The 21,515-nt window shown below is 64.0% G+C and carries 21 protein-coding genes; 13 read left to right on the forward strand and 8 right to left on the reverse strand.

Translation table 11 applies throughout. The features are described from left to right. Positions 1-194 precede the first annotated feature (194 nt). Entirely contained in the window at positions 195-1,145 is a 951-nt protein-coding gene (locus tag ACODRZ_RS15310; RefSeq protein ID WP_488971695.1) for an ABC transporter ATP-binding protein, read from the reverse strand. 135 nt (positions 1,146-1,280) lie between these two features. Here ACODRZ_RS15310 and ACODRZ_RS15315 point away from each other — a divergent pair, with 135 nt between their 5' ends. Next, positions 1,281-2,558 (forward strand): cytochrome P450, encoded by a 1,278-nt coding sequence (locus tag ACODRZ_RS15315; protein WP_488971696.1) that lies wholly within the window; start codon positions 1,281-1,283, stop codon positions 2,556-2,558. Here ACODRZ_RS15315 and ACODRZ_RS15320 read toward each other — a convergent pair. Beyond that, positions 2,555-2,980 carry a winged helix-turn-helix transcriptional regulator gene (locus ACODRZ_RS15320; RefSeq protein ID WP_488971697.1) on the reverse strand — a complete coding sequence of 142 codons (426 nt, stop codon included), beginning with the start codon at positions 2,978-2,980 and terminating at the stop codon, positions 2,555-2,557. The two genes, ACODRZ_RS15315 and ACODRZ_RS15320, sit on opposite strands and share 4 nt — an antisense overlap. Positions 2,981-3,071: 91 nt before the next feature. Here ACODRZ_RS15320 and ACODRZ_RS15325 point away from each other — a divergent pair, with 91 nt between their 5' ends. The 7 genes from ACODRZ_RS15325 to ACODRZ_RS15355 all read left to right on the forward strand — a co-directional run bounded on the left by ACODRZ_RS15325 (position 3,072) and on the right by ACODRZ_RS15355 (position 8,396). Continuing rightward, entirely contained in the window at positions 3,072-3,641 is a 570-nt protein-coding gene (locus ACODRZ_RS15325) for an FMN-dependent NADH-azoreductase (protein ID WP_488971698.1), read from the forward strand. A gap of 197 nt (positions 3,642-3,838) precedes the next feature. Continuing rightward, entirely contained in the window at positions 3,839-4,048 is a 210-nt protein-coding gene (locus ACODRZ_RS15330) for a zinc-finger domain-containing protein (RefSeq protein ID WP_008827765.1), read from the forward strand. Positions 4,049-4,102: 54 nt separating this feature from the next. After that, the gene (gene tldD / locus ACODRZ_RS15335) at positions 4,103-5,521 is read left to right on the forward strand and encodes a metalloprotease TldD (RefSeq protein ID WP_488971699.1); all 1,419 of its coding nucleotides are present in this window, start codon (positions 4,103-4,105) and stop codon (positions 5,519-5,521) included. 172 nt (positions 5,522-5,693) lie between these two features. After that, entirely contained in the window at positions 5,694-6,101 is a 408-nt protein-coding gene (locus ACODRZ_RS15340) for a hypothetical protein (protein ID WP_488971700.1), read from the forward strand. Positions 6,102-6,287: 186 nt separating this feature from the next. Further along, positions 6,288-6,485 (forward strand): hypothetical protein, encoded by a 198-nt coding sequence (locus tag ACODRZ_RS15345; protein WP_488971701.1) that lies wholly within the window; start codon positions 6,288-6,290, stop codon positions 6,483-6,485. Next, on the forward strand, positions 6,482-6,883 hold the full coding sequence (locus ACODRZ_RS15350; RefSeq protein ID WP_488971702.1) for a thiol-disulfide oxidoreductase DCC family protein: 402 nt from the start codon (positions 6,482-6,484) through the stop codon (positions 6,881-6,883). The genes ACODRZ_RS15345 and ACODRZ_RS15350 overlap by 4 nt, the downstream gene beginning before the upstream one ends. 34 nt (positions 6,884-6,917) lie before the next feature. After that, on the forward strand, positions 6,918-8,396 hold the full coding sequence (locus ACODRZ_RS15355) for a thiol-disulfide oxidoreductase (protein WP_488971703.1): 1,479 nt from the start codon (positions 6,918-6,920) through the stop codon (positions 8,394-8,396). A 187-nt stretch (positions 8,397-8,583) separates the two neighbouring features. Here the strand turns inward: ACODRZ_RS15355 and ACODRZ_RS15360 are convergent, their stop codons facing one another. Beyond that, positions 8,584-10,056 carry an oxidoreductase gene (locus ACODRZ_RS15360; protein ID WP_488971715.1) on the reverse strand — a complete coding sequence of 491 codons (1,473 nt, stop codon included), beginning with the start codon at positions 10,054-10,056 and terminating at the stop codon, positions 8,584-8,586. A 26-nt stretch (positions 10,057-10,082) separates the two neighbouring features. On the opposite strand from ACODRZ_RS15360, the gene ACODRZ_RS15365 reads away from it, so the two are divergent. Together ACODRZ_RS15365 and ACODRZ_RS15370 are read left to right on the forward strand one after the other, a co-directional pair. Further along, positions 10,083-10,370 carry a hypothetical protein gene (locus tag ACODRZ_RS15365; RefSeq protein WP_488971704.1) on the forward strand — a complete coding sequence of 96 codons (288 nt, stop codon included), beginning with the start codon at positions 10,083-10,085 and terminating at the stop codon, positions 10,368-10,370. 125 nt (positions 10,371-10,495) lie between these two features. Continuing rightward, a complete protein-coding gene (locus tag ACODRZ_RS15370) occupies positions 10,496-11,449 on the forward strand; it encodes a helix-turn-helix domain-containing protein (protein ID WP_488971705.1) in 954 nt (317 codons plus the stop codon). A 43-nt stretch (positions 11,450-11,492) separates the two neighbouring features. Here ACODRZ_RS15370 and ACODRZ_RS15375 read toward each other — a convergent pair whose 3' ends face one another. Genes ACODRZ_RS15375 through ACODRZ_RS15385 form a run of 3 tightly spaced genes read right to left on the reverse strand, consistent with a single transcriptional unit; the run spans position 11,493 to position 13,453 of the window. After that, the gene (locus ACODRZ_RS15375; RefSeq protein WP_488971706.1) at positions 11,493-11,834 is read right to left on the reverse strand and encodes a hypothetical protein; all 342 of its coding nucleotides are present in this window, start codon (positions 11,832-11,834) and stop codon (positions 11,493-11,495) included. Continuing rightward, positions 11,831-12,271, reverse strand: a complete 441-nt coding sequence (locus ACODRZ_RS15380) for a nuclear transport factor 2 family protein (protein ID WP_488971707.1) — start codon at positions 12,269-12,271, stop codon at positions 11,831-11,833. The genes ACODRZ_RS15375 and ACODRZ_RS15380 overlap by 4 nt, the downstream gene beginning before the upstream one ends. Before the next feature lie 3 nt (positions 12,272-12,274). Beyond that, positions 12,275-13,453: an LLM class flavin-dependent oxidoreductase gene (locus ACODRZ_RS15385; RefSeq protein ID WP_488971708.1), complete on the reverse strand. Its 1,179-nt coding sequence runs from the start codon at positions 13,451-13,453 to the stop codon at positions 12,275-12,277. Between the two features lie 162 nt (positions 13,454-13,615). Between ACODRZ_RS15385 and ACODRZ_RS15390 the strand changes: the two genes are divergently transcribed. Both ACODRZ_RS15390 and ACODRZ_RS15395 read left to right on the forward strand, forming a co-directional pair. After that, positions 13,616-14,125 carry a flavin reductase family protein gene (locus ACODRZ_RS15390; RefSeq protein ID WP_488971709.1) on the forward strand — a complete coding sequence of 170 codons (510 nt, stop codon included), beginning with the start codon at positions 13,616-13,618 and terminating at the stop codon, positions 14,123-14,125. Then, a complete protein-coding gene (locus tag ACODRZ_RS15395; RefSeq protein ID WP_488986211.1) occupies positions 14,070-14,732 on the forward strand; it encodes a putative quinol monooxygenase in 663 nt (220 codons plus the stop codon). Before ACODRZ_RS15390 ends, ACODRZ_RS15395 begins: the two co-directional genes overlap by 56 nt. A 258-nt stretch (positions 14,733-14,990) precedes the next feature. Here ACODRZ_RS15395 and guaA read toward each other — a convergent pair whose 3' ends face one another. Beyond that, positions 14,991-16,550, reverse strand: coding sequence for a glutamine-hydrolyzing GMP synthase (guaA, locus tag ACODRZ_RS15400; protein WP_488971711.1), 1,560 nt, complete (start codon positions 16,548-16,550; stop codon positions 14,991-14,993). A 648-nt stretch (positions 16,551-17,198) separates the two neighbouring features. Then, positions 17,199-18,281, reverse strand: coding sequence for an acyltransferase family protein (locus ACODRZ_RS15405; RefSeq protein ID WP_488971712.1), 1,083 nt, complete (start codon positions 18,279-18,281; stop codon positions 17,199-17,201). A gap of 289 nt (positions 18,282-18,570) precedes the next feature. Between ACODRZ_RS15405 and gyrB the strand changes: the two genes are divergently transcribed. After that, positions 18,571-21,105: a DNA topoisomerase (ATP-hydrolyzing) subunit B gene (gene gyrB, locus ACODRZ_RS15410; RefSeq protein ID WP_488971713.1), complete on the forward strand. Its 2,535-nt coding sequence runs from the start codon at positions 18,571-18,573 to the stop codon at positions 21,103-21,105. Positions 21,106-21,515 lie beyond the last annotated feature (410 nt).

Raw genomic sequence — 21,515 nt, forward strand, 5'->3', positions numbered from 1 at the left:
CTCTTCCTCCCGAATATTCAGAGGGGTGAATCGAGAAGTGCAGATCTGCTTCAATCAGGCTGGTCTATTGTAAAATCTTGTTAATCGCGCATGGCAATGCCTTCCCGGACCCGGCCCGGGAATTGCGAGACACCTGCATCGCAACATGAAACGGCGACGAGTCGTTTTCCTCGTGCGCCGAGTCGCTGTTATGCTCAGGCTGCCGAACGCACCGCGCTGGTCAGGCTAACGAACACGTCTTCAAGGTCGGCTTCGCGAGTCGTCACGTCGACGATCGCGAAGCCCTGCGCCTGCAGAGCCGACATGATTTCGCCCGCATTGGCGCGATCCTTGTCGTAAGTGATCTCCAGAACCCGCTCGCCGGTCTTCGTGCATTTGACGAAGCCCGGGTGGCTGGGCAGTTCGGTCACGTCGCGATCGAGCGTCAGCGCGATGATCTTCTCGCGCGCCATGCCGACGAGCTCGCGCGTCGGCTTGTTGGCGATCAGTTCGCCGTGGTTGATGATGGCGATCCGATCGCACAGTTCCTCGGCTTCCTCGAGATAGTGCGTGGTGAGCACGATCGTCGCGCCTTCCTTGTTCAGTTCGGTGACCAGTTCCCAGAGCTGGCGGCGCAGTTCGACATCGACGCCGGCGGTCGGCTCGTCGAGCACCAGCACGGGCGGGCGGTGTACCAGCGCCTTGGCGATCAGCAGGCGCCGCTTCATGCCGCCCGACAACGTGCGGGCATAGGCATCGCGCTTGTCGGCCAGATGCACCGCGCGCAGCAGGTCTTCGGAACGGCGCAGCGCCTTGGTGATGCCATAGAGCCCGGCCTGGATCTCCAGCACCTCGAACGGCGTGAAGAACGGGTCGAACACGATCTCCTGCGGGACGATGCCGATCGCGCGCTTGGCGTTGCGCTGGTCGCGATCGATGTCGAAGCCCCAGATGTCCACCGAGCCCGAGGTCTTCATGACCATTCCGGCGAGAATATTGATGAGCGTCGACTTGCCCGCGCCGTTGGGGCCGAGCAGGCCGAAGATGCCGCCCTCCGGCACGTCGAACGAGACGCCCTTGAGCGCCAGCTTGCCCTCGCCGCTTCCGGCCGGGGCATAGCGCTTGACGAGGTCACGGATGGCGATCGCGGGGGTAGAAGTGCTCATGGCCGTGCATGTGGGCCATGATCGCCACGGCGTAAAGACCGCAGGTGCCACGTTGACGGTCTCGCGGCAGATGATATGATCCACACTATATCAGTAAGTGCCGCCAGCCGAGCGGCGCGATATTGGAGAGCGCCCATGGCAACCGCAACGACGATCACCCCGGCCCCCATCGAAAAGGATTACTTCACCGACCATTCGGTGCTGCTCGATCCCTACGACTATTTCGAGACGATCCGCGCCCACGGCCCGGTCCATCAGATGCAGAGCCGTGACGTGATCGTGGTGACCGGCTTTGCCGAAGCGCTCGAAGTGCTGCTGAACAAGCGCGACTTCTCGTCCTGGCTGAACCCCGATCCGCTGGCGCCGCTGCCCTTCGCGGTGGAGGGCGACGACATCTCCGCCCTGCTGGGTGCCACGCCGAACGGGCAGATGGAACTGATGGTCTCCTACGACGGCGACAAGCATCTGGCCGCCCGCTCGCTGCTCAACCCGCTGTTTGTGCCCTCGCGCCTCAAGGCCAACGAAGCGTTCATGCGCGCCTATGCCGACGACATGGTTCGCGAGGCCGTCGCGGCGGGCGGGTGCGAACTGGTGGGCTCCATCGCCACCCCTTTCGTCACCATGGTCATCGCCGATCTGCTCGGCGTTCCCGCAGAGGATCGCGAGGCGTTCCGCAAGATCATCGACGATGCTCCCCCGCCCGGCAACATGGACACGCCCGACGCACAGAGCATCCACCCGCTCATGGTCATGGCCGGCTACTTCGTGCGCTACATCACCGAGCGCCGCGCCCGGCCGCAGGACGACGTCATGACCGAGATGGCGCTGGCGACCTATCCGGACGGCTCGACACCCGACGCGATGGAGGTGGTGAAGTCGGCGATGTTCCTCTTCGCCGCCGGGCAGGACACCAGCGCCAAGCTGATCGGCAATGCCCTGCGCCGCCTGTGCGAGGATCAGGCGATGCAGCAGGTCCTGCGCGAGGACCGCACGCTGATCGGCCCCTTCCTGGAGGAAGTTCTGCGCGTCGAAGGCTCGACCAAGGCCACCTTCCGCATCGCCGCACGCGCCACGAAGATCGGCGACATGGCCATCCCTGCGGGCAAGCGCGTGGTCGTCTCGCTATCCGCTGCCAACCGCGACCCGCGCCGCTGGGACGAGCCGGGCGAATTCCGCATCGGGCGTCCGCGCATCAAGGAGCATCTGGCGTTCGGACGCGGCGCGCATACGTGCGCCGGGGCACCGCTGGCGCGGGCGGAAGTGGCGGTCCTGCTCGACCGTCTGCTGGAGCACACCAGCGCCATCACGCTCGACGAGGCGCATCACGGCCCCGCGACCGCACGCCGGATCGACTACGAGCCGAGCTACATCATCCGGGGGCTCGCGAACCTGCACTTGCGGTTCGAGGTTTAATTCCGGTCATTTTCCCGGTCGAACGCCGTCCGGCTGGCCTCGATCGCCGGACGCGCATCAACCGCCCAGGCGCCCAGCGCCTGCACCGGCCCTGCGAGCGAACGGCCAAGGTCGCTCAGCGCATATTCGACCCGCACCGGCACGCCGACGTGGACGGTACGTTCGACCAGCCCGTCCCGCTCCAGTGCGCGCAGGTTGCGCGAGAGCATCTGCTGCGACACGCCCCGGATCGCGCGCTTCAATTCATTGAAATGGAGCGGCGCCTCGAGCAGCGTCATCACCACCAGCATCGACCACTTGTCCCCGACCCGGGCGAGAATGTCGCCGACGAGGCGGCAGTCCTTGCCGTTGGGGTCGTGGACGATCGCTTCCTGCGGAGCGGCGGCAGGCCGGTCAGCTTCGTCGAACGTAGTCAGCTTCATGGTACCAGGTCCCGAAAATATGCGCTCTTGGCGCGATCATTCCAGCAACATAGCTAGACCTGGTCACATTTCCAGACTGAGGCACCCTCCCATGAAGCTTCTCCACCTCGATTCCAGCATTCTTGGCGACAATTCGGCCAGCCGCGCCATTTCCGCCGCCATCGTATCCTCGCTGACCAAGGCCGATCCCTCGCTCGAAGTCACCTATCGCGACCTTGCCGCCGAACCGCTGGCGCACCTGACCCTCGACGTCCTAGGCAACCCCGAGGGTACGCCCGAGCTGGCGCAGTTCCTTGACGCCGACGTGGTGGTGATCGGCGCGGGCTTCTACAACTTCTCGATCCCCAGCCAGCTCAAGGCCTGGATCGACCGTATCGCCATCGCCGGCAAGACGTTCCGCTACACTGCTGAAGGCCCGGTGGGCCTCGTCGGCGACAAGAAGATCTACGTCGCGATGGCACGCGGCGGCTACTACGGCGAAGGCCAGCCCGCCGCCGCATTCGAGCACGCCGAAAGCTACCTGCGCGCGGTGTTCGGCTTCATCGGCGTGACCGAGCCGACTTTCGTGGTGGCCGAGGGTATCGCCATCGACGCCGACACCCGCGCGAAGTCGGTCGCTGCCGCGATCGAGGAAGCAGGCGCGCTGGCCGTCGCGGCCTGAGCTGCACACGGCTCGACCATTGCCATTTACCCTCGTCGTTCCCGCGAAAGCGGGAACCCATCTCCCGACCGTGCATGTTGCATCGGCATCAGATGGGTCCCCGCCTTCGCGGGGATGACGGGTTTTTGGTATCGACGTTGCGACTGTTGCCATTCCATCTGGAAATCGCCGCGCACCCTTGGTAATCCGGCGACACCATGACCAACGCGCCCGAAACCGTCTTCACCGATTCCCACCGCGTCTCCTGCGACGGGGCCACCGACATTCCCGGCGGAGCCGCCCTCGGCCATCCCCGCGTCTGGCTCGAGATCGACGAGAAGGGCTATGTCGAATGCGGCTACTGCGACCGCCGCTTCGTGCTCAAGGGCGGGGTTGCCGACAACGGGGCAGACCAGCAGGCCGCCTGATCCCTTCGCGGTTCTTGTCTTTCGCGCGGGGATAATGCTGCCTATATCGGCGGCATGACCATGACCGACCCGCGCTCGCTGCTCTACACCCAGCTCTCGCCCGATGAGGCACAGGCGCTCGCCGCCGAGACGCTCAAGTCCTGCGAGGATGGCGAACTGTTCATGCAGTTCGTCGCCAGCGAGGCGTTCGGCTTCGATGACGGCCGCCTCAAGACCGCCGACTATTCGCGCGACGCGGGCTTTGGCCTGCGCGGCGTCTCGGGCGAGATGACGGGCTTCGCCCACGCCAACGAAATCTCCGCGGCCGCCATCCGCCGCGCCGGCGAGACGCTGCGCCTGCTCGATCCGGCCACCGGCATCCGCCCGGCAGCGCCCCAGCGCACCAACGCCAAGCTCTACACCGACGTCTCGCCGCTCGATCTCGTGCCTTTCGCCGAGAAGGTGCGCCTGCTGGAGATGATCGACGCCGCCGCCCGCGCCCGCGACCCGCGCGTGGCGCAAGTCAGCGCCAGCCTGTCAGGCTCATGGTCGGTGGTCGAGATCGTTCGCCCGGACGGCTACATCGCGACCGACGTGCGCCCGCTGGTGCGCCTCAATGTCTCGATCGTCGCGGAAAGCAACGGTCGCCGCGAAACCGGCTCGTTCGGCATGGGCGGCCGATTCCTCTACGACGACCTGTTCAAGCCGGAAAACTGGAACGAGGGCATCGACACCGCCCTCGCCACGGCACTGGTCAACTTGGAGAGCATCGACGCACCCGCAGGCGAGTTCCCGGTGCTGCTCGGCCCCGGCTGGCCCGGCGTGATCCTGCACGAAGCGATCGGCCACGGCCTGGAAGGCGACTTCAACCGCAAGGGCACTTCGGCCTTCTCCGGCCGCATCGGCGAGCGGGTGGCCGCACCCGGCGTCACCATCGTCGACGACGGCTCGATCCCCGGTCGTCGCGGCTCGCTCACCATCGACGACGAGGGAACCCCCACGCGCGAGACGGTGCTGATCGAGGACGGCATCCTCAAGGGCTACATGCAGGACCGCCTCAACGCCCGCCTGATGGGCGTCGAGCCCACCGGCAACGGCCGCCGCGAGAACTACGCCCATGCCCCGCAGGTACGCATGACCAACACCTTCATGAAGGCGGGGAACGACAACCCCGAGGAATTGCTGGCGGGCATGAAGAAGGGCATCTTCGCCAAGAACTTCGGCGGCGGCCAGGTCGATATCGTCTCGGGCAAGTTCGTGTTCTCCTGCACCGAGGCCTACATGGTCGAAAACGGCAAGCTGGGCGCTCCGATCAAGGGCGCGACGCTGATCGGCGACGGACCTTCGGTACTCACCAAGGTCAAGGGCATCGGCAACGACCTCGAACTCGATCGCGGCGTCGGCGTATGCGGCAAGGGCGGCCAGAGCGTGCCCGCCGGTGTCGGCCAGCCCACGCTGCTGATCGAGGGACTGACGGTGGGCGGCACCGCCTGAGCCGAAGTATGGTCGCCGGGGCTTCGACAAGCTTAGCCTGAGCGGGCTTGAGAGGATTCACTACTCCCGCTCACCCTGAGCCTGTCGAAGGGCGCAAACAGTCAGCCCAAGTTCAGACGAATCGTGCTACACACAAGATCAACGCGGGGTGCGTTAACTGAGGAAGAAGGCCATGAAGACGCTTGCGATCTGCGCGACACTCGCTGTCGCTTCGCTGCTCGCCATGCCTGCCGCCGAGGCCCGCACCAGGCTGACGGGTGAGCAACAGCTCGCCAAGATGCTGGACGGGCGCGAAGCCGGCAAGCCGGTGAGCTGCATCCCCTATTCGCAGACCCAGAACACGACGGTGATCGACAAGACCGCCATCGTCTACCGGGTCGGCAGCACGCTCTACGTCAACCGACCGACCAACGTCGATCGGCTCAACAACGACGATGTCATGGTGACCAAGCTGTATACCTCGCAGCTGTGCCGTCTCGATACCGTGCAACTGCATGACCGCAATGCCAATTTCATGTGGAATGGCTTCGTCGGCCTGCAGGATTTCGTTCCCTACAAGAAGGTCGCGTCAGCCAACTGAGCCTGAGCGGTCGCACGAAGGAAGCGGTCGGGGACCTCCCCGGCCGCTTTCGTCGTCTTGCTGCACCGCAGCGACTATCCGAACGGGTTAGCCACTCCGATACGGTTGTCCTGCCGCGCCAAGTCTGAAAACCTCCCTCCACGTACTGAGACCACCTCGATCTCGTTGCCGTGGAGGATTCGATCCGTGCAATCCCCTGCCGATCCGGCTCGGCTGCCGCCGCTCAAGCGCGCGGTCGTCTATGCAAGCGTCGTCCTGACCCTCGTGGGCATATTCGACGCGCTGTACAATATTCCGGTCGTCTCGGGCTGCGCCTTCTATGGTGACTGCAAGAAGGAATCCTTTCGCGACCCTCCGGGCAAGCTTGGAAAGGACGTCCCTTGAGCAGCGAAGCGCCAGCGCTGGTCGTCTACGATGGCGAGTGTATCTTTTGCCAGAATTACGTGCGCATGCTCCGGCTGCGCGAAAGCGTCGGCCCCGTCGAACTCGTCGATGCCCGCAGCGAAGATCCGCGTGTCGCGGCAATTGCGGCGCGCGGCTTCGATCTCGATCACGGCATGGTCTTTTCCTATCGCGGGCGGATCTATCACGGCTCGGACGCGGTTCATGCGCTGGCATTGCTGGCGTCACCGTCCAGCATGTTCAACCGCATGAATGCATTTCTTTTTTCCCGGCCCATCATCGCCCGGCTCAGCTATCCCTGGCTGAAGGCGGGGCGACGGATGACCCTGTGGCTGCGTGGGCGCAAGCTCATCGCGCAGTCCCGCCCGGCCGGGGACTGACAGGCACCTAACGACACCCAAAGGGGGGAAACGCATGTCGTCGGCACCGAGCACTCCGCTTTTCCGCCCGATCGCGTGGCGCAAGCTCTCGCAGGACATCTCCACGCCCACATATGACGGCCTGACCGCCGTGGCCCCGTGCTGGGGCGTCGCCGCGCTTTTCAGCATCGTCGGCGATCCCTGGGGCCTGACCGGACGCGAGGGGTTGATCTACATGCTGCTCGCGTGGTCGGTGGTGGCCGCTAGCGCGATGACGATACTGTTTCCGCGAAAGACGTTCGCCTTCATCGCCCTCGCTGCCTGCACCGTACTGCTCTACGCGCTACGCCTTCCGGTCGCGTCCAACAACAAGACGATCACCACGATGTTCGACTTGTGCATCCTGCTCAGCGTGGCGGTGCTGGCAGCGCAGGGGACGCTGACCCGGGAGCGACTTTACGAATCCCTGCGCACCCCGGCCCGACTGATCCTTGCGACGATGTATTTCTACGGGATCTTTCACAAGATAAACACCGACTTCCTCGACCCGACCGTCAGTTGCGCCGTCGGGCTCTACAAGCCGCTGGCCGAGCCGTTCGGGCTGGAAAACAACCTCATCGGCCGTTACCTCGCGATCTGGTCGACGTTCGTGATCGAGGGCATCGCCATAGTCGCACTGTTCTGGAAGCGATGGTTCGCCATCGGCCTGACGAGCGCGCTGGTGTTCCACTACATCATCCCGATCTCGGCCTACAGCTGGTACATGGACTTCTCCAGCCTCGTCTTCGCGCTCTACATGCTGACGATGCCGCGCGAGGCCAGCGCGAAGATCTACGAGATCACCTGCCGCCATGTGGTCGAGCCGCTGCGCAGCCTGTTCGGCCGCGTCGGCATCCTCGCCCCGGCGGCGGCGCTGCTGGTGGTCGCCACGCTGGTGGTGCTGCTGCTGGCACTCGCGAACCCGGGCCGCCCCGCGCTCATGCTGCTGCACTCGATCTTCATCCTGACCTGGGCGGTCGTGGGCGGCGTGGCGATGACGGCGATGATCTACGCGGCGATGCTCTACCTGCCTTACCGTGGCGTCAGCACCGGCCGCAGCCCTTACGCAACGTGGAACTGGATCGTTCCCGCGCTCTACTTCGTGAGTTGCCTGTCGCCCTACGTCGGGCTCAAGACCGAAAGCTCGATCAACATGTTCAGCAACCTGCACACCGAAGGCGGCACCACCAACCACCTGATGTTCGCGCGCCCGCCCTACCTGTTCGACTACCAGCAGGACGTGGTGCAGGTCGTCGCCTCCTCCAGCCCGTCACTCACCCGCACGGCGAACGAGGGGCGGATGAACGTTCTGTTCTCGATCGAGGAATACCTGCGTCGCCATCCTGACCAGTGGGTGACCTATCTGCACAACGGCCAGTTGATCGAACGGGCGACTGCGGCCAGCCTGCCGATCGAATCCGCGACCTGGCTGGAGCGCAAGCTGCTCATCTTCAAGCAGGTCGATCCCGGCCGGCCGAAGGTCTGCACGCATTGAAGCGGGGCCACCCACACTGCACTGGCCTCTTGAACGGCACACCACGCCGGGGCGCATGATCACTGCGGCAACAGGTCCGGCACCGTTCAGGCTGACAGATTGCGAACCTGTTGCAGGCCATCGAGATGGTCATCTAGAGAAGAATGCCGGCAGGCAAGCGCCCTTCCGTCGAGGAAACACACCCGGTTCAGATCGACGCCGCCACCCGGAACGCTTCGAACAAGGCCTGCGACACCCGCCTAGGAGCCAGGCAGTCTCCAACCGCATGCAGGTCCGGCACAGCGCCCTCCATCGTCTTCCAAACCTTGTCCACCGGCGATCGCCCCGTCTGGACGACGACCAGATCGTAACGTTCTCGCACCACGTGCCCGCTCGTCAGGTTCATCAGATCGACGCCATCTTCATCCGCGGACAGCACCTCGGTCAGCGGCAGATACCGGGCGTTGCCGCCGCCCAGACGGGCCAGCAACGGCGCCACACTCTCTGCGGGGATCGCGCCCGCGATCATCGTGGACGGTGTGCAGAGGGTCAGTTGCCATCCCGCATCGGTCAATGCGTTGGCAACGCCATAGGTCCACCAGAAGCCGCTGCCATCATCGACGACGAGCACACGATTTTCCCCGTCAGGCTTCGGCACCCCTTCGGACAGTATTTCGAACCACCGCATCGCTCTTGGCCCATAGCGCTCCTGGTCGAGGGGTTTCGGCTCTGCGCCTGTCGCAACGATCACGCTGTCGTACCGCGCCGTGAGATCATCCGGCCCCGTGATCGGAGAATTCAGCCTTATATCGACAGAGAGGAGGCGCAACTCGCTCTGGAGATGATCGAGCAGGCGACGCAGCCCCGCTCGCTCCGGAACGGACGATGCCAGCAGGAATTGTCCGCCGAGCCCGTCCGAAGCCTCGAAAAGCGTGACCGCATGTCCCCCTTCTGCCGCGAGCCGGGCCGCCTCCATGCCCGCAGGTCCGCCACCGATTACGGCGATGCTACGCGACGCAGTCGCCGGAGGCGGGTTGGCAAAGGCCGGATCCTGCTCCCGCCCGACGAGTGGGTTGACTGCGCAGTGCAGATGCGGCGCGAAGGCGCGGCAATCCTGATTGAGGCCGATGCAGGGCCGGATGCGGTTGGCCATTCCATTCGCGGCCTTTTCGACCCACCCGCCATCCGCGACGAAGGCGCGGGCGAAACCGATCGCATCGGCCTGATTGTCCCGCAGAACCTGTTCGGCGACTTCGGGCGAGGTCATTCTCTGGCCTGCGATGGTTACGAGCCCTGACGCCTCGCGCAGCACGCCGGCAGCCCGCGCGGCAGTAGCGACAGGCTGGGTGACATCCTTGACATAGGCTCCCCGAGTCCCGAGCGTGACGCTGAGGTAGTCCGGCGGACAGGCCTGCGCGATCGTCTCGACGATCCGGCGGGTGTCCTGCATCTCCAGGCCGTCCACGATCTCCTCATCGGCGCTCAGCCGCAGACCGAGAAGAAAGGATGATCCGCATGCCGTGCGGATCGCTTCGATCGTTTCGCGCAGAAAGCGCAGGCGCTTTTCCGGCGTCCCACCCCATTCATCGGTGCGATGGTTCGTCGCCGGCGACAGGAACTGCGCAACGAGATAGCCATGGGCGCCATGGATCTCGACACCGTGATGGCCGGTCTTTTCCAGGTTACGAAATTCGGGGTGGCAGTCTGGTGCCGTTCATCGGCGGCGACCTTCAGGCCCGCAGCGGCACGACCTCAGTCATAGGCGGCGGCGGGCCGACGGTGGGGGGAAAGAGCGTCTATTCCATCAAGGGATATGAGACGCTGAACCTGCGGGCCGGCATTCGATCCAGTGACGACCGCTGGCAGGCCATGGTCTGGGGCAAGAACGTCACTAACAATTTCTACTGGAACAACGTCGTAGCCCAGTCGGATGTGGTCGTCCGCTATGCTGGCCTGCCCGCCACCTATGGCGTGACGATCGGCTACAAATTCTGAGCTCTCCCCTCGGGTGCAACTTCGGTTGCATCCCTTTTTTTCCCAGTGACGGCAGACTTGACGCAGAGCGGGCGATAGGTCCAACACCCCCCAAACCGACCGGTCGATCGGTAATTGAGGAGATAATGATGTTGATGGCTCAACCTCACACGGCTTTCGGTATTCACGATTTCGCTTCTGGCGTCAGCCGCAGCTATTTTCCGTATGAAATCATGAGAGCCGAGCGCGAAGAGGATTTTCGCGGCCGCGTCGAAATGCGCAACACGCCGCTTGCGACGATTACGCGGGCGAGTGCCAACGGATCCTTTTCCGGACGCACGCTCGGAGGCGCGACCTCACCTGTCGTCGTGTTGCACTGGGCGTTGGCCGGTGACCTGGAGTTCCGGCGGGGAGATCGGTCGGTCAACATCAAAAATGGCGATATCGTCCTGATCGATGGCGACAAGCCGATGCATAGCGAGCAACGGGGAGCGGCCGATGCCTTTGCGCTCGCGCTTCCCCGCCAGTTGCTTCAGGCTCGCTATCCGGATTACGAGCGGTGGTGTTTTGCCCCTCAGCCGGGCCGTCATGGCGCCGGAGCCATGCTTCGCGGGATGTTGAAGGGGCTCTGGGCACAATCGGACGCGCTCAGGCAAGACGGCGATCAGGAGATCGCAATCCTCGGATGTATCGTGGATCTATGTGGCGCCACATTCCAGCGGATCAATGAGAGCGAGGCGCTGTGCGGTCTCGCGCGCCAGTACGAGCGGGTCGTCAGCTTCATTGACCGCAATCTACGGGACCCGGACATCGACGTTGGTGTTGCCGCCAACCAGCTCGGCATCTCACGCAGCTATCTTCATGCAGCCATGAGTGCGGCCGGCACAACCTTCGGGCGCCGCCTTCTGGCGCGGCGTCTCGAAACCGCCGCGGCCGCTCTCGAGAAGTCGCCCGGCAAGCCCAATATCACGCTTCTGGCCCTGTCTGTGGGCTTCCGCTCCACATCGCATTTCAGCCGATCCTTCTCGGAGCATTTTGGCGTGGCGCCCTCGGCCTACCGATTTAGCCGCCAGCGCGAGTTGGCTCGATTGATCCACTAAGGTGTAAACTCACCCGAATGCACCCGGGCCAGAGCCAAGCGGCCTACGGAGTTGACGTTGATCTGATTCCCGGCAGCAGCCACCATAGCCCCTGCAAGGCGGGACCCGCGATACGGGGCATCAGCGCCCAAGCGTCGGTCCCTGCCTCCCAGACGCTCCACAACAGTGTCGCGGCCAGAAAAATGCCATACAGCAGGTCGGATCGGCCGTCGCGACGCCGCAGCAACATGACGGTGGCTGCCACTGCGACGCCCGCCGGCAGATAATAGGACGACCCGCCTTCCATCGCCAGCATCGCGCCGGCCACCACGAGATATCCGCCAGCGAGCAGCAGGATCAGGCAAAGCGCCCAGGGGCGACGCGGCGGCCTGTCGGCAACGGTCATTGCAGGCGGACAGGCACCGGCGATACGTCAAAGATGCTGTAGTCGCGGCGGGCGAATAGCCAACCGCCGGACGTTCGCCGATATTCATCGTCGTAACGCCCCGTCACACGCGCCCGCTGCCCGTCGACGCCCCCCGTCAATTCGGACACGTAGACCGACCCGAAGGCGGTCTCCTCGGTGACATGCAGCGCTCCGACCTCAGAGACGTACACGAGCAACGGATAGGTATCGAACGCGCCGGCGACCACTTGCGCAATGGCGTCTATTCCGTCCAGCCGGTCGAAATAGGGGTGCGTCCATATCGCATCCGGTGCCCACAACGACCGGAAGAAGCCAAGGTCATGGGTGGAGACGGCATGGCCATACGACGCATTCAACTCTCCGATCGCCACCCTTTCCAGTATCGGGCCGGCAAAGCCCGTCACTTTACCCGGCATCGCTCAGCCCACTTTCTTGTCTGCAACCGAATCCTCGTGCTTGCGCACTGCCGCAGCCGCAGCATCGGCGGCGGCCCCGAGGAAGCGCTTGGCGTTGAACTCGTTGCTCGCGTAATCGAAGGCGGCCTGCCGCTGGACGTTGAGCTTGTTCGCTGCGGGCATCACGAAACGCTGCCAGAGCTCGTATGATTTCTTGGTCGCTTCGAAATCGGCCCAGTTATGAGCGTTCTGCAGGAAGCAGCCAAACTCGCCCTGCTTGGCATGAACCCGCTCGATCTGCTTGATCGCATCGTCCGGGGTGCCCACCACGATCGTGCCTTGCTCGATCAAGAAATCGACCGGATCGCCGGTAGCATCCTTGGGCGAGTAGCCGGCAGGGCTCACCGTGTTGAAATAGCGCGCCCAATCCTCGAAGCCGAACTTGATATTCTCGCGGGCCTTGGCGCGCGTCTCGGCGATATGAACCGGCCCGACCAGGCGGAGATTGGCCCGATCCATGGTCTGACCATGCTCGGCCGCAGTCTCTTCCGCCAACGCCCAGTTGGTAGCGAGCGCATCATAGGCGCCCTTCTGGGTCGCTGCCAGGCACAGCAAGGAAAAGCCGTATTTGCCGGCGAGCTTGCCCCCTGAAGGGGTGACGACCGAAGCGACCGCAATTTCCGGATACGGGCGCTGGTAGGGAAGATTGTGGCAACTGGCCTCGACCAGATTGAACCAGTCCGTGCGCTTGGTCACACGCTCCCCCTGGAACAGGCGGAGGAGCACCTCCAGCCCTTCGATCATCCTGTCGCGCTGAGTCTTGGGATCGATACCGATCTGCATCGCGTCCTCGGGAAGCAGCCCCGGCCCGACGCCGACCATCAGGCGTCCGCGGCATTGATGATCCAGCTGGATAAGCCGGTTCGCTGTCATCAGCGGATTATGATACGGCAGGGAGATCACCCCGGTACCGAGCTTTATGCGCGACGTGCGTTCCGCCGCGGCAGCGAGGAAGAGTTCCGGGCTTGCGATCAACTCATAACCGCCCGAATGATGTTCGCCGATCCAGGCTTCATCATAGCCCAGCCGATCGAGGTATTCGATCAGTTCAAGATCGCGCCGGATACAAAGCGTCGGATCTTCATTCGTTGGGTGGATCGGCGCAATGAAGATGCCACTGCGAATCTTGATAGGCTGTGTCATTCTGTTCTCCTCCACTGCCGGTCTAGCGAAGCATGTCAGATCCGACGTGTAGGCATGGGCAATTCAAGATGGACCCTTGGGCATTTCATCTGCCCACGCATGGTGGGGCCACGGGTATTGCGGTAGCGCTGGCCGCACCGCCCCCATCTGAAGGACAGAAATGTGACCGAAGACGAACTGGCCAGCCGCACCCGGGTCGGCCTGAGACGCCTGGCAAAGGCGGTCGTGATCATCACCTCCGCCGACGAGGGCGGGCGCTACGCGATGGCGGCCACCGCGGTGAGCGAACTCAGCCTGGAGCCGCCATCCCTGCTGATCTGCGTAAACCGCACGGCATCCATACACCCCGTGCTAGCCGCAGGGGCGCCGTTCGCGATCAATATCCTGCACATCTCACACGAACCGATCTGCATCAATTGCACCGGCCCCACGAAAGGCGAGGAACGCTTCAGCATCGGCGAATGGGAAAACGGCGCGCTGGGCGTGCCCAGGCTGGCCGATGCTCAGGCGAGCCTTGTCTGCCGTAACGAGCAACGGATCGACTATGCCACGCACTCGATCTTCATCGGCCGGGTGGTCGAGGCGAGCAGCAGCGAGACTGTGGAGCCTCTCGTCTATGCCGATGGCATTTACGGCCGGCTTGCGACGCGCGAGCCTGCGCGAAATGGCTGACTTGTACGGCGCCTACCATCTCATCGAATGCAGCGGCGACGGGGCTGCAGCTACACGCCAGCAAGTTACCGAAGCATGCCGAAGGGCGCTGGCCGACCCGAGCGTTCACACGTGGTCATGGGGCGAGATCGAAGGGTGCGGCGATCTGCTTGTCATCGTATCGGCAACTGAACCTGCCGCGCTGGGCCATGGCATTCCAACCGCCCGGGCGACACGTCATTTCACGATGTCTCCTCTGGAAGATCCGCTGAAGGGCAATCTTGCGGACCCCGCGTTCCCGAACCTGCCGCCATCGACACGCCTTCACGTGGCCCGCCTGCCGATACTGGCGGGACAGCGGGACCGCGCGCTCGATACGATCGCATCCGAGCTGCGCGAGACTCATGCCGAGACGGGAGTTCACCGCTTTTCGCTGCACCCCGAGGTTGGCACTCCTGACGCATTGATCGTAGTCGAGGCCTGGCGCGCCCGCACCGACTGGGAAGCGCACATGGCGGCGCCTTACTGCCGCGCGGTGATGGACAGGCTGGCCAGGCTTCTGGACGGGGATATGGAAGTCCATATTGCGCAGATGTGCATCGGCGAAGGCGCGAGCAAATCGATCTGAAGTAGGGCCAGCTACGCTAGACGGCCGCAGCCGTAGAGGGTGACGATGCCGTTGCCGCCCGCGAACACCGTGACCTACGCTCGGCGGGCCTGACAAGCGTATGTACCGGAACGACTTGTCCGTCCTTGCCGTACAGGCCGGACCGATGGATAAGAAGGCCCCCACCGAATATTATCGAAACCGGTGGTTATAAATTGTTCTTTCAAACACTTACAAGGAGGAACAACGCAAGCTGTACCTCCTCGTGAGCGCCCAAAATCACTCCCACTCGATCGTGCCGGGCGGCTTCGACGTGTAGTCGTAGACCACGCGGTTGATGCCCTTGACCTCGTTGATGATGCGCGTCGCGACGCGGCTGAGGAATGCGGCATCGAAGGGGTAGATGTCCGCCGTCATGCCATCGGTCGAGGTGACCGCGCGCAGGCCGCAGACGCTGTCGTAAGTACGGCCGTCGCCCATGACGCCCACGGTCTTGACCGGCAGCAATACCGCGAAGGCCTGCCAGATCGCGTCGTAGAGACCCGCGTTGCGGATTTCCTCGAGGTAGACCGCGTCCGCCTTGCGCAGGATGTCGCAGCGCTCGCGGCTCACTTCGCCGGGGATGCGGATGGCAAGGCCCGGTCCCGGGAACGGGTGGCGGCCGACGAACACGTCAGGCAGGCCCAGTTCGCGGCCGAGTTCGCGAACTTCGTCCTTGAACAGTTCGCGCAGCGGCTCGACGAGCTTCATGTTCATGCGCTCGGGCAGGCCGCCGACGTTGTGGTGGCTCTTGATCGTCACCGACGGACCACCGGTGAACGAGACGCTCTCGATCACGTCGGGGTAGAGCGTGCCCTGCGCGAGGAATTCGGCGCCGCCGATCTTCTTCGCCTCGTCCTCGAACACGTCGATGAAGGTCTTGCCGATGAACTTGCGCTTGGCTTCGGGGTCAGTGACGCCCTCAAGGCCATTGAGGAACAGCGTCGAGGCATCGACGTGGACCAGCGGGATATTGTAGTGCCCGCGGAACAGGCTGACGACCTGATCGGCCTCGCCCATGCGCATCAACCCGTGGTCGACGAAGACGCAAGTGAGCTGATCGCCGATCGCCTCATGGATCAGCACTGCCGCGACCGCCGAATCGACGCCGCCGGACAGGCCGCAGATCACCCGACCTTCACCGACCTGAGCGCGGATTTCCTCGATCTTGGTCTTGCGGAATTCGGCCATCGTCCAGTCGCCGGCGAGGCCGCAGACGTGGCGCACGAAGTTCTTGAGCAGCTTGCCGCCGTCGGGCGTGTGCACGACCTCGGGGTGGAACTGCATCGCGTAGATGCGCTTCTCGTCGTTGGCGATCACCGCGAAAGGCGCGCCGGCGCTGGACGCGACCGGACGGAAGCCGGGAGCAAGGCTGGTTACCTTGTCGCCGTGGCTCATCCAGACCTGGTGCTTCTCGCCGACCTTCCAGAGTCCGTTGAAAAGCGCGCACTCATCGCCGATCTCGATGAAGGCGCGGCCGAACTCGCCCGCGTCCCCACCGGTCACTTCGCCGCCCATCTGGTGCATCAGCGACTGCTGGCCATAGCAGATGCCCAATATCGGACGGCCGCTCTCCAGGATGACGTCAGGGATGCGCGGACCGTTCTCGTCCAGCACCGAGGCCGGCGATCCCGACAGGATGACGCCCACCGGGTTCATGCGGTGGAATGCTTCCTCGGCGGCGTTGAAAGGCGCGATCTCTGAATAGACGCCGGCCTCGCGCACGCGGCGCGCGATGAGCTGCGTAACCTGGCTGCCGAAGTCGACGATCAGAACGGATTCGGTGGGCTGGATATTCATGGCGAGCCCCTAGGCGCGCGCGCGTTTGCTGTCCAGTCCCCGAGAGCGGCGTGAACCGCCCTTTTTGGCGTGATCGCTGCGGTCGGGATACGAATGCCTGCTCCGGCCTGGCGATGCCTGCGCAAGCAGCTTGCACTGCAGCATCGATCGCTCAGGCCGGTTGTGCCTATTTTTTAGGCAATTGCCTCGCGCATGGAGTGATGATTGCTGGCTACGGCACAATGGTTCGACAGGTGGCGATAGACTGTTCAACGTAAAACCGCCGATTTTTAGCGACGACTTGAGCATCTTGCACGACACAACGCAGCTGAGTTGCGCGATACGCAACTCAGCTTGCCGCTTTTGAATTTGCGCAAATTTTGTGCATCGCTATTTGCCGCATCGCAGCATGAGGCGCCGGAACGCTTCATACGGCACGCAGCACTGAGCGCCGGAACGCTCCGTACATGCGATAATACGAAAAGAAATGTTTGCAGGAGCTTTTATTATGACCCTCGTCCACCGGACGTTCGGGTTCGCTGCCGCGCTGGGCACCAGCGCGCTGGCGTTCGCGCTCACCCTCGCCTGATTTCAGGCCCAGGGGGCGTTACCCTGAATTACCCACGAGAAGGGCGGCCTTATGGTCGCCTTTTTTCGTATGGGCGGCTGTCAGGCAGCCAGTTTCAACGGAGACGGGACGGCGAAATCCGCTGCGGCGCCGTGACGATCCCGCTCCATCATGCGCCACGCCGGAAGATCCAGCAGCCATGCTGCGGCGCGCGTGCGCACCAGCACGACATGCCCCGCGAGACACGCGGCCACGAGCAGCGGCACCGCAAGCAGCGGATAGGCCGCGCCGACCCAGATGCTGCCGAGAAGCGGCGCCGCCCACCGTTCGATCGCGAAGGCAAGCGCCGGCATCATCAGGAAGTGCATGAGATAGATCGGCAAGGTCCGCTTCGCCAGCCATGATGCCGGGCCGATCAGCGCCGAACCCCGCCGCGCGACCAGCGTGCAGAGCATCGCCCCGGCCGCAACCGCCAGAACGTCCACCGGCAGCAGGAACGTATCCGACTTCAGCGCCAGCGCGGCGCCGGCAAGGTAAGCCACCCCCAGCGCCATCGCCCGCGCCGCCGTCGCACGTTCCACGAAAGCCAGAACCTCGCCTTTCATCCGCACGCCGGCAACGAAGAATATCGCACACCGCAGCATCTTGGGCTCGTGCGCGGCAAGCTGCCCCTCGAACAGGGTGCCCAGCACGGAGAGAAACGCGCAGAGCAGCAACGTCGTCCAGACCGGAAGCGGCAAGGTGATCCGCGTCAGCAGGTAATACATGCCGAGTGCCACCAGATACCACGACGCCTGAGTCAACAGCAGCGCCGGCAGGAAGCGATTGGCCATGGCGACCTCGAACCACGAACCCGAGGGATCGATCGGCGCCAGCACCTGATAGATCATTGCCCAGACGAAATAGAGATAGAGCGGCTTCACCAGCCGGCTGCGCTGCGTGTCCGGCCGAGGCCGCATGATCGAATCCGACGCAAGTATTCCCGAAACCAGGAAGAACAACGGCATGCGCACCGGGCGGATGAGCCCGTTCACGACGTGCCATGCCGCCGCCAGTTCAGCCTGATCCGCCCAGGGCATGTGCGCGATCTGCTCCCCCAGATGCATCATCACCACGAGGAGGATGCATCCCGCCTTGGCCAGATTGGGCCAGACGAGTTCCGGGCGGGAAATTGCTGTCGTCACGTACTCTCACCCCCTGCTTCGAGAGTGACGCTACGTCGATTTACTTATACGAGTATTAACCTTCGCAAGCCTCAAGCATACAACAATCAATTGCATTGTCTTTGATTTGAGAATTACAGCCATTTAATTCTGATCGACCGCCAGATCCCCCTGATGGGCGCTGCCGCGACCACCCGCCCACGTCAACTCGCCGCAGCATGGTCGGATGGTTGTCGCACCCTTGTGGAAAACCCCTGCCCGTCTGCCGGTTTCGCTTGGGTTTACCCCCCTCAGACCCTATATGCTCGCCATGGCCAGCAATCCCGAAAACAAGAACCAGAACTCCTACGGCGCCGATTCGATCAAGGTCCTCAAGGGCCTCGACGCGGTCCGCAAGCGCCCCGGCATGTACATCGGCGATACCGATGACGGCTCAGGCCTGCACCACATGGTGTTCGAGGTTTCGGACAATGCCATCGACGAAGCACTCGCCGGTCACTGCGACCTCGTGCTGATCGAGCTGAACCCCGATGGCTCGGTTTCGGTGGAAGACAACGGCCGCGGCATCCCCACCGGCATCCACGCCGAGGAAGGCGTCTCCGCCGCAGAAGTGATCATGACCCAGCTCCACGCGGGCGGAAAGTTCGAGAACACCTCGGACGACAATGCCTACAAGGTGTCGGGCGGTCTCCACGGCGTCGGCGTCTCGGTGGTGAACGCGCTGTCAGAATGGCTGGAACTGACGATCTGGCGCGAAGGGCAGGAGCACTGGATGAAGTTCGCGCACGGCGATGCCGTGGCGCCGCTGGTGGTCAAAGGCCCTGCCCCCAAGGCCGACCAGAACCCGGACGACAACGGCTTCAAGAAGGGCACCCGCGTCACCTTCCTCGCCTCGACCGACACGTTCAAGAACGTCACCGAGTTCGATTTCGACAAGCTGGAGCACCGCTACCGCGAACTGGCGTTCCTGAACTCGGGCGTGCGCATCAAGCTGCGCGACAAGCGCCACGAGGAGGTCAAGGAGCACGACCTGTTCTACGAAGGCGGCATCGCAGCCTTCGTGAAGTACCTCGACCGCAACAAGACCGCGCTGCTGGCCGAGCCCATCGCGATCTCGTCCGAGCGCGACGGCATCGGCATCGACGTCGCGCTGGAATGGAACGATTCGTATTACGAGAACGTCCTGTGCTTCACCAACAACATCCCGCAGCGTGATGGCGGCACCCACCTTGCCGCGTTCCGCGCGGCGCTGACCCGCACCCTCAACAGCTATTCGGAGAAGTCCGGGCTGCTGAAGAAGGAGAAGGTCTCGCTCACCGGCGACGACATGCGCGAAGGCCTGACCGCGATCGTCTCGGTCAAGTTGCCCGATCCCAAGTTCTCGTCGCAGACCAAGGACAAGCTGGTCTCCTCCGAAGTGCGTCAGCCGCTGGAAAGCCTGATGGCCGACCGCATGAACGACTGGCTGGAGGAGAACCCCGCCCACGCCAAGGCGATCGTCCAGAAGATCATCGACGCCGCCGCCGCCCGCGAAGCCGCCAAGCGCGCCCGCGAACTGACCCGCCGCAAGGGCGCCATGGACATCGCCTCGCTCCCCGGCAAGCTGGCCGACTGCCAGGAGCGCGACCCGTCGCTGTGTGAACTGTTCCTGGTCGAGGGTGACTCCGCAGGCGGCTCCGCCAAGCAGGGGCGTGACCGCAAGACGCAGGCGATCCTGCCGCTCAAGGGCAAGATCCTCAACGTCGAGCGCGCGCGGTTCGACCGCATCATCTCGTCCAAGGAAGTCGGCACGCTGATTCAGGCGATGGGCACCGGCATCCGAGACGACTTCACGCTCGACAAGCTGCGCTACCACAAGATCGTCATCATGACCGACGCAGACGTCGACGGTGCGCATATCCGCACCCTGCTGCTGACGTTCTTCCACCGCCAGATGCCCGAGATCATCCGCGCCGGGCACCTCTTCATCGCCCAGCCGCCGCTCTACAAGGTGGCGAAGGGTCGGTCGGAGGTCTACCTCAAGGACGGTGCCGCGCTGGATCGCTATCTGGTGGAAGCGGGCCTCAACGGCCGCGTGCTGGAAACCTCGGGCGGTGCCCGCCTCGGTTCCGACCTTGAAGGTCTGGTGGAGCACGCCATCCGCATGCGCAACCTGATGGCCTTCGTACCGCGTCGCTACGATCCCGTCATCATCGAGGCCCTGGCGCTGGCCGGTACGTTCGAGCCCGACCTGTCGGCCGATGCGCGAGGCGCAGCCCTCGCCCGCACGGCCGCATGGCTCGACCGTGGCGACACCGAGGCCCGCTGGTCGGCCCGCCTCTCCGAAGACGGCACCGTCGAGGTCGAGCGCCTGTGGCGCGGCGTCACCGATCACCACAAGATCGAGGGCAGCTTCCTCTCCAGCGCCGAGGCCCGCAAGCTCGCCCGCCTCGCCGCCGAGAACGCCGAAGTCTACGCCGGCACCGCCCGGTTCGTGCGCGCCAGCGCAGCCGAGGCGGAGCCCGAGCCGACCGCCGATGCGGACGGCGAGGAAGAAACCGTGGCCATCGCCCGCCCGGCACAGGGCGCGGACGTCATCACCCGTCCCAGCCAACTCCTCGCGCTGGTGCTCGCCGCCGGCCGCAAGGGCCTGTCGATCGCCCGCTACAAGGGTCTGGGCGAGATGAACGCGGAACAGCTCTGGGAAACCACGCTGGACCCGGAAAACCGCGTGCTGCTGCAGGTCAAGGTCGAGGACGCCGACGTCACCGACGAGATTTTCACCCGCCTGATGGGCGACATCGTCGAACCGCGCCGCGACTTCATCCAGGAAAACGCGCTCAACGTCGCCAACCTCGACGTCTGATCCGCCGCCTCTGGCGGATCGTGCCCGGTTCTGGAACTGGGGAGCAATTTTCAGACACAGGCCGCTCAAAAGCGGGCTGTGTCTGAGCCGGACCTGTCCGCGAAGCTGCTGACCGTCCTCGACTGCGCGCGGACAGACCTGCGCATTGCGTGCCCGCGCAGCCGCTCATTCATCCTGTCGATCACGCCGCGACCGCCCTGCCGCTCTCGTCTTCGGCGACGCCATTCTTGCGCTTCAGGCAAGAGCGTCTCCCCATAACGCAATGCTCAATTGCTTGAATATGCTAATAAATCGCAATATCAGCCCTTGCGGGGCGTCCTCGAGGTTGGGGGCGATGCATATTCACCGGCTCTAGCCCGGGTTATTCACGAGCCCGCCGCTCTGGTGTGTCCCGAGTTTGATCGGTGTTT

Source organism: Novosphingobium sp. FG90 (assembly GCF_057808725.1).

What these genes read in the sequence shown, in the direction of transcription:
- ACODRZ_RS15310 (WP_488971695.1), bottom strand. Translation starts at nt 1,145, where the DNA reads ATGAGCACTTCTACCCCCGCGATCGCCATCCGTGACCTCGTCAAGCGC.
- ACODRZ_RS15315 (WP_488971696.1), top strand. Translation starts at nt 1,281, where the DNA reads ATGGCAACCGCAACGACGATCACCCCGGCCCCCATCGAAAAGGATTAC.
- ACODRZ_RS15320 (WP_488971697.1), bottom strand. Translation starts at nt 2,980, where the DNA reads ATGAAGCTGACTACGTTCGACGAAGCTGACCGGCCTGCCGCCGCTCCG.
- ACODRZ_RS15325 (WP_488971698.1), top strand. Translation starts at nt 3,072, where the DNA reads ATGAAGCTTCTCCACCTCGATTCCAGCATTCTTGGCGACAATTCGGCC.
- ACODRZ_RS15330 (WP_008827765.1), top strand. Translation starts at nt 3,839, where the DNA reads ATGACCAACGCGCCCGAAACCGTCTTCACCGATTCCCACCGCGTCTCC.
- tldD (WP_488971699.1), top strand. Translation starts at nt 4,103, where the DNA reads ATGACCATGACCGACCCGCGCTCGCTGCTCTACACCCAGCTCTCGCCC.
- ACODRZ_RS15340 (WP_488971700.1), top strand. Translation starts at nt 5,694, where the DNA reads ATGAAGACGCTTGCGATCTGCGCGACACTCGCTGTCGCTTCGCTGCTC.
- ACODRZ_RS15355 (WP_488971703.1), top strand. Translation starts at nt 6,918, where the DNA reads ATGTCGTCGGCACCGAGCACTCCGCTTTTCCGCCCGATCGCGTGGCGC.
- ACODRZ_RS15370 (WP_488971705.1), top strand. Translation starts at nt 10,496, where the DNA reads ATGATGTTGATGGCTCAACCTCACACGGCTTTCGGTATTCACGATTTC.
- ACODRZ_RS15375 (WP_488971706.1), bottom strand. Translation starts at nt 11,834, where the DNA reads ATGACCGTTGCCGACAGGCCGCCGCGTCGCCCCTGGGCGCTTTGCCTG.
- ACODRZ_RS15380 (WP_488971707.1), bottom strand. Translation starts at nt 12,271, where the DNA reads ATGCCGGGTAAAGTGACGGGCTTTGCCGGCCCGATACTGGAAAGGGTG.
- ACODRZ_RS15385 (WP_488971708.1), bottom strand. Translation starts at nt 13,453, where the DNA reads ATGACACAGCCTATCAAGATTCGCAGTGGCATCTTCATTGCGCCGATC.
- ACODRZ_RS15395 (WP_488986211.1), top strand. Translation starts at nt 14,070, where the DNA reads ATGCCGATGGCATTTACGGCCGGCTTGCGACGCGCGAGCCTGCGCGAA.
- guaA (WP_488971711.1), bottom strand. Translation starts at nt 16,550, where the DNA reads ATGAATATCCAGCCCACCGAATCCGTTCTGATCGTCGACTTCGGCAGC.
- gyrB (WP_488971713.1), top strand. Translation starts at nt 18,571, where the DNA reads ATGGCCAGCAATCCCGAAAACAAGAACCAGAACTCCTACGGCGCCGAT.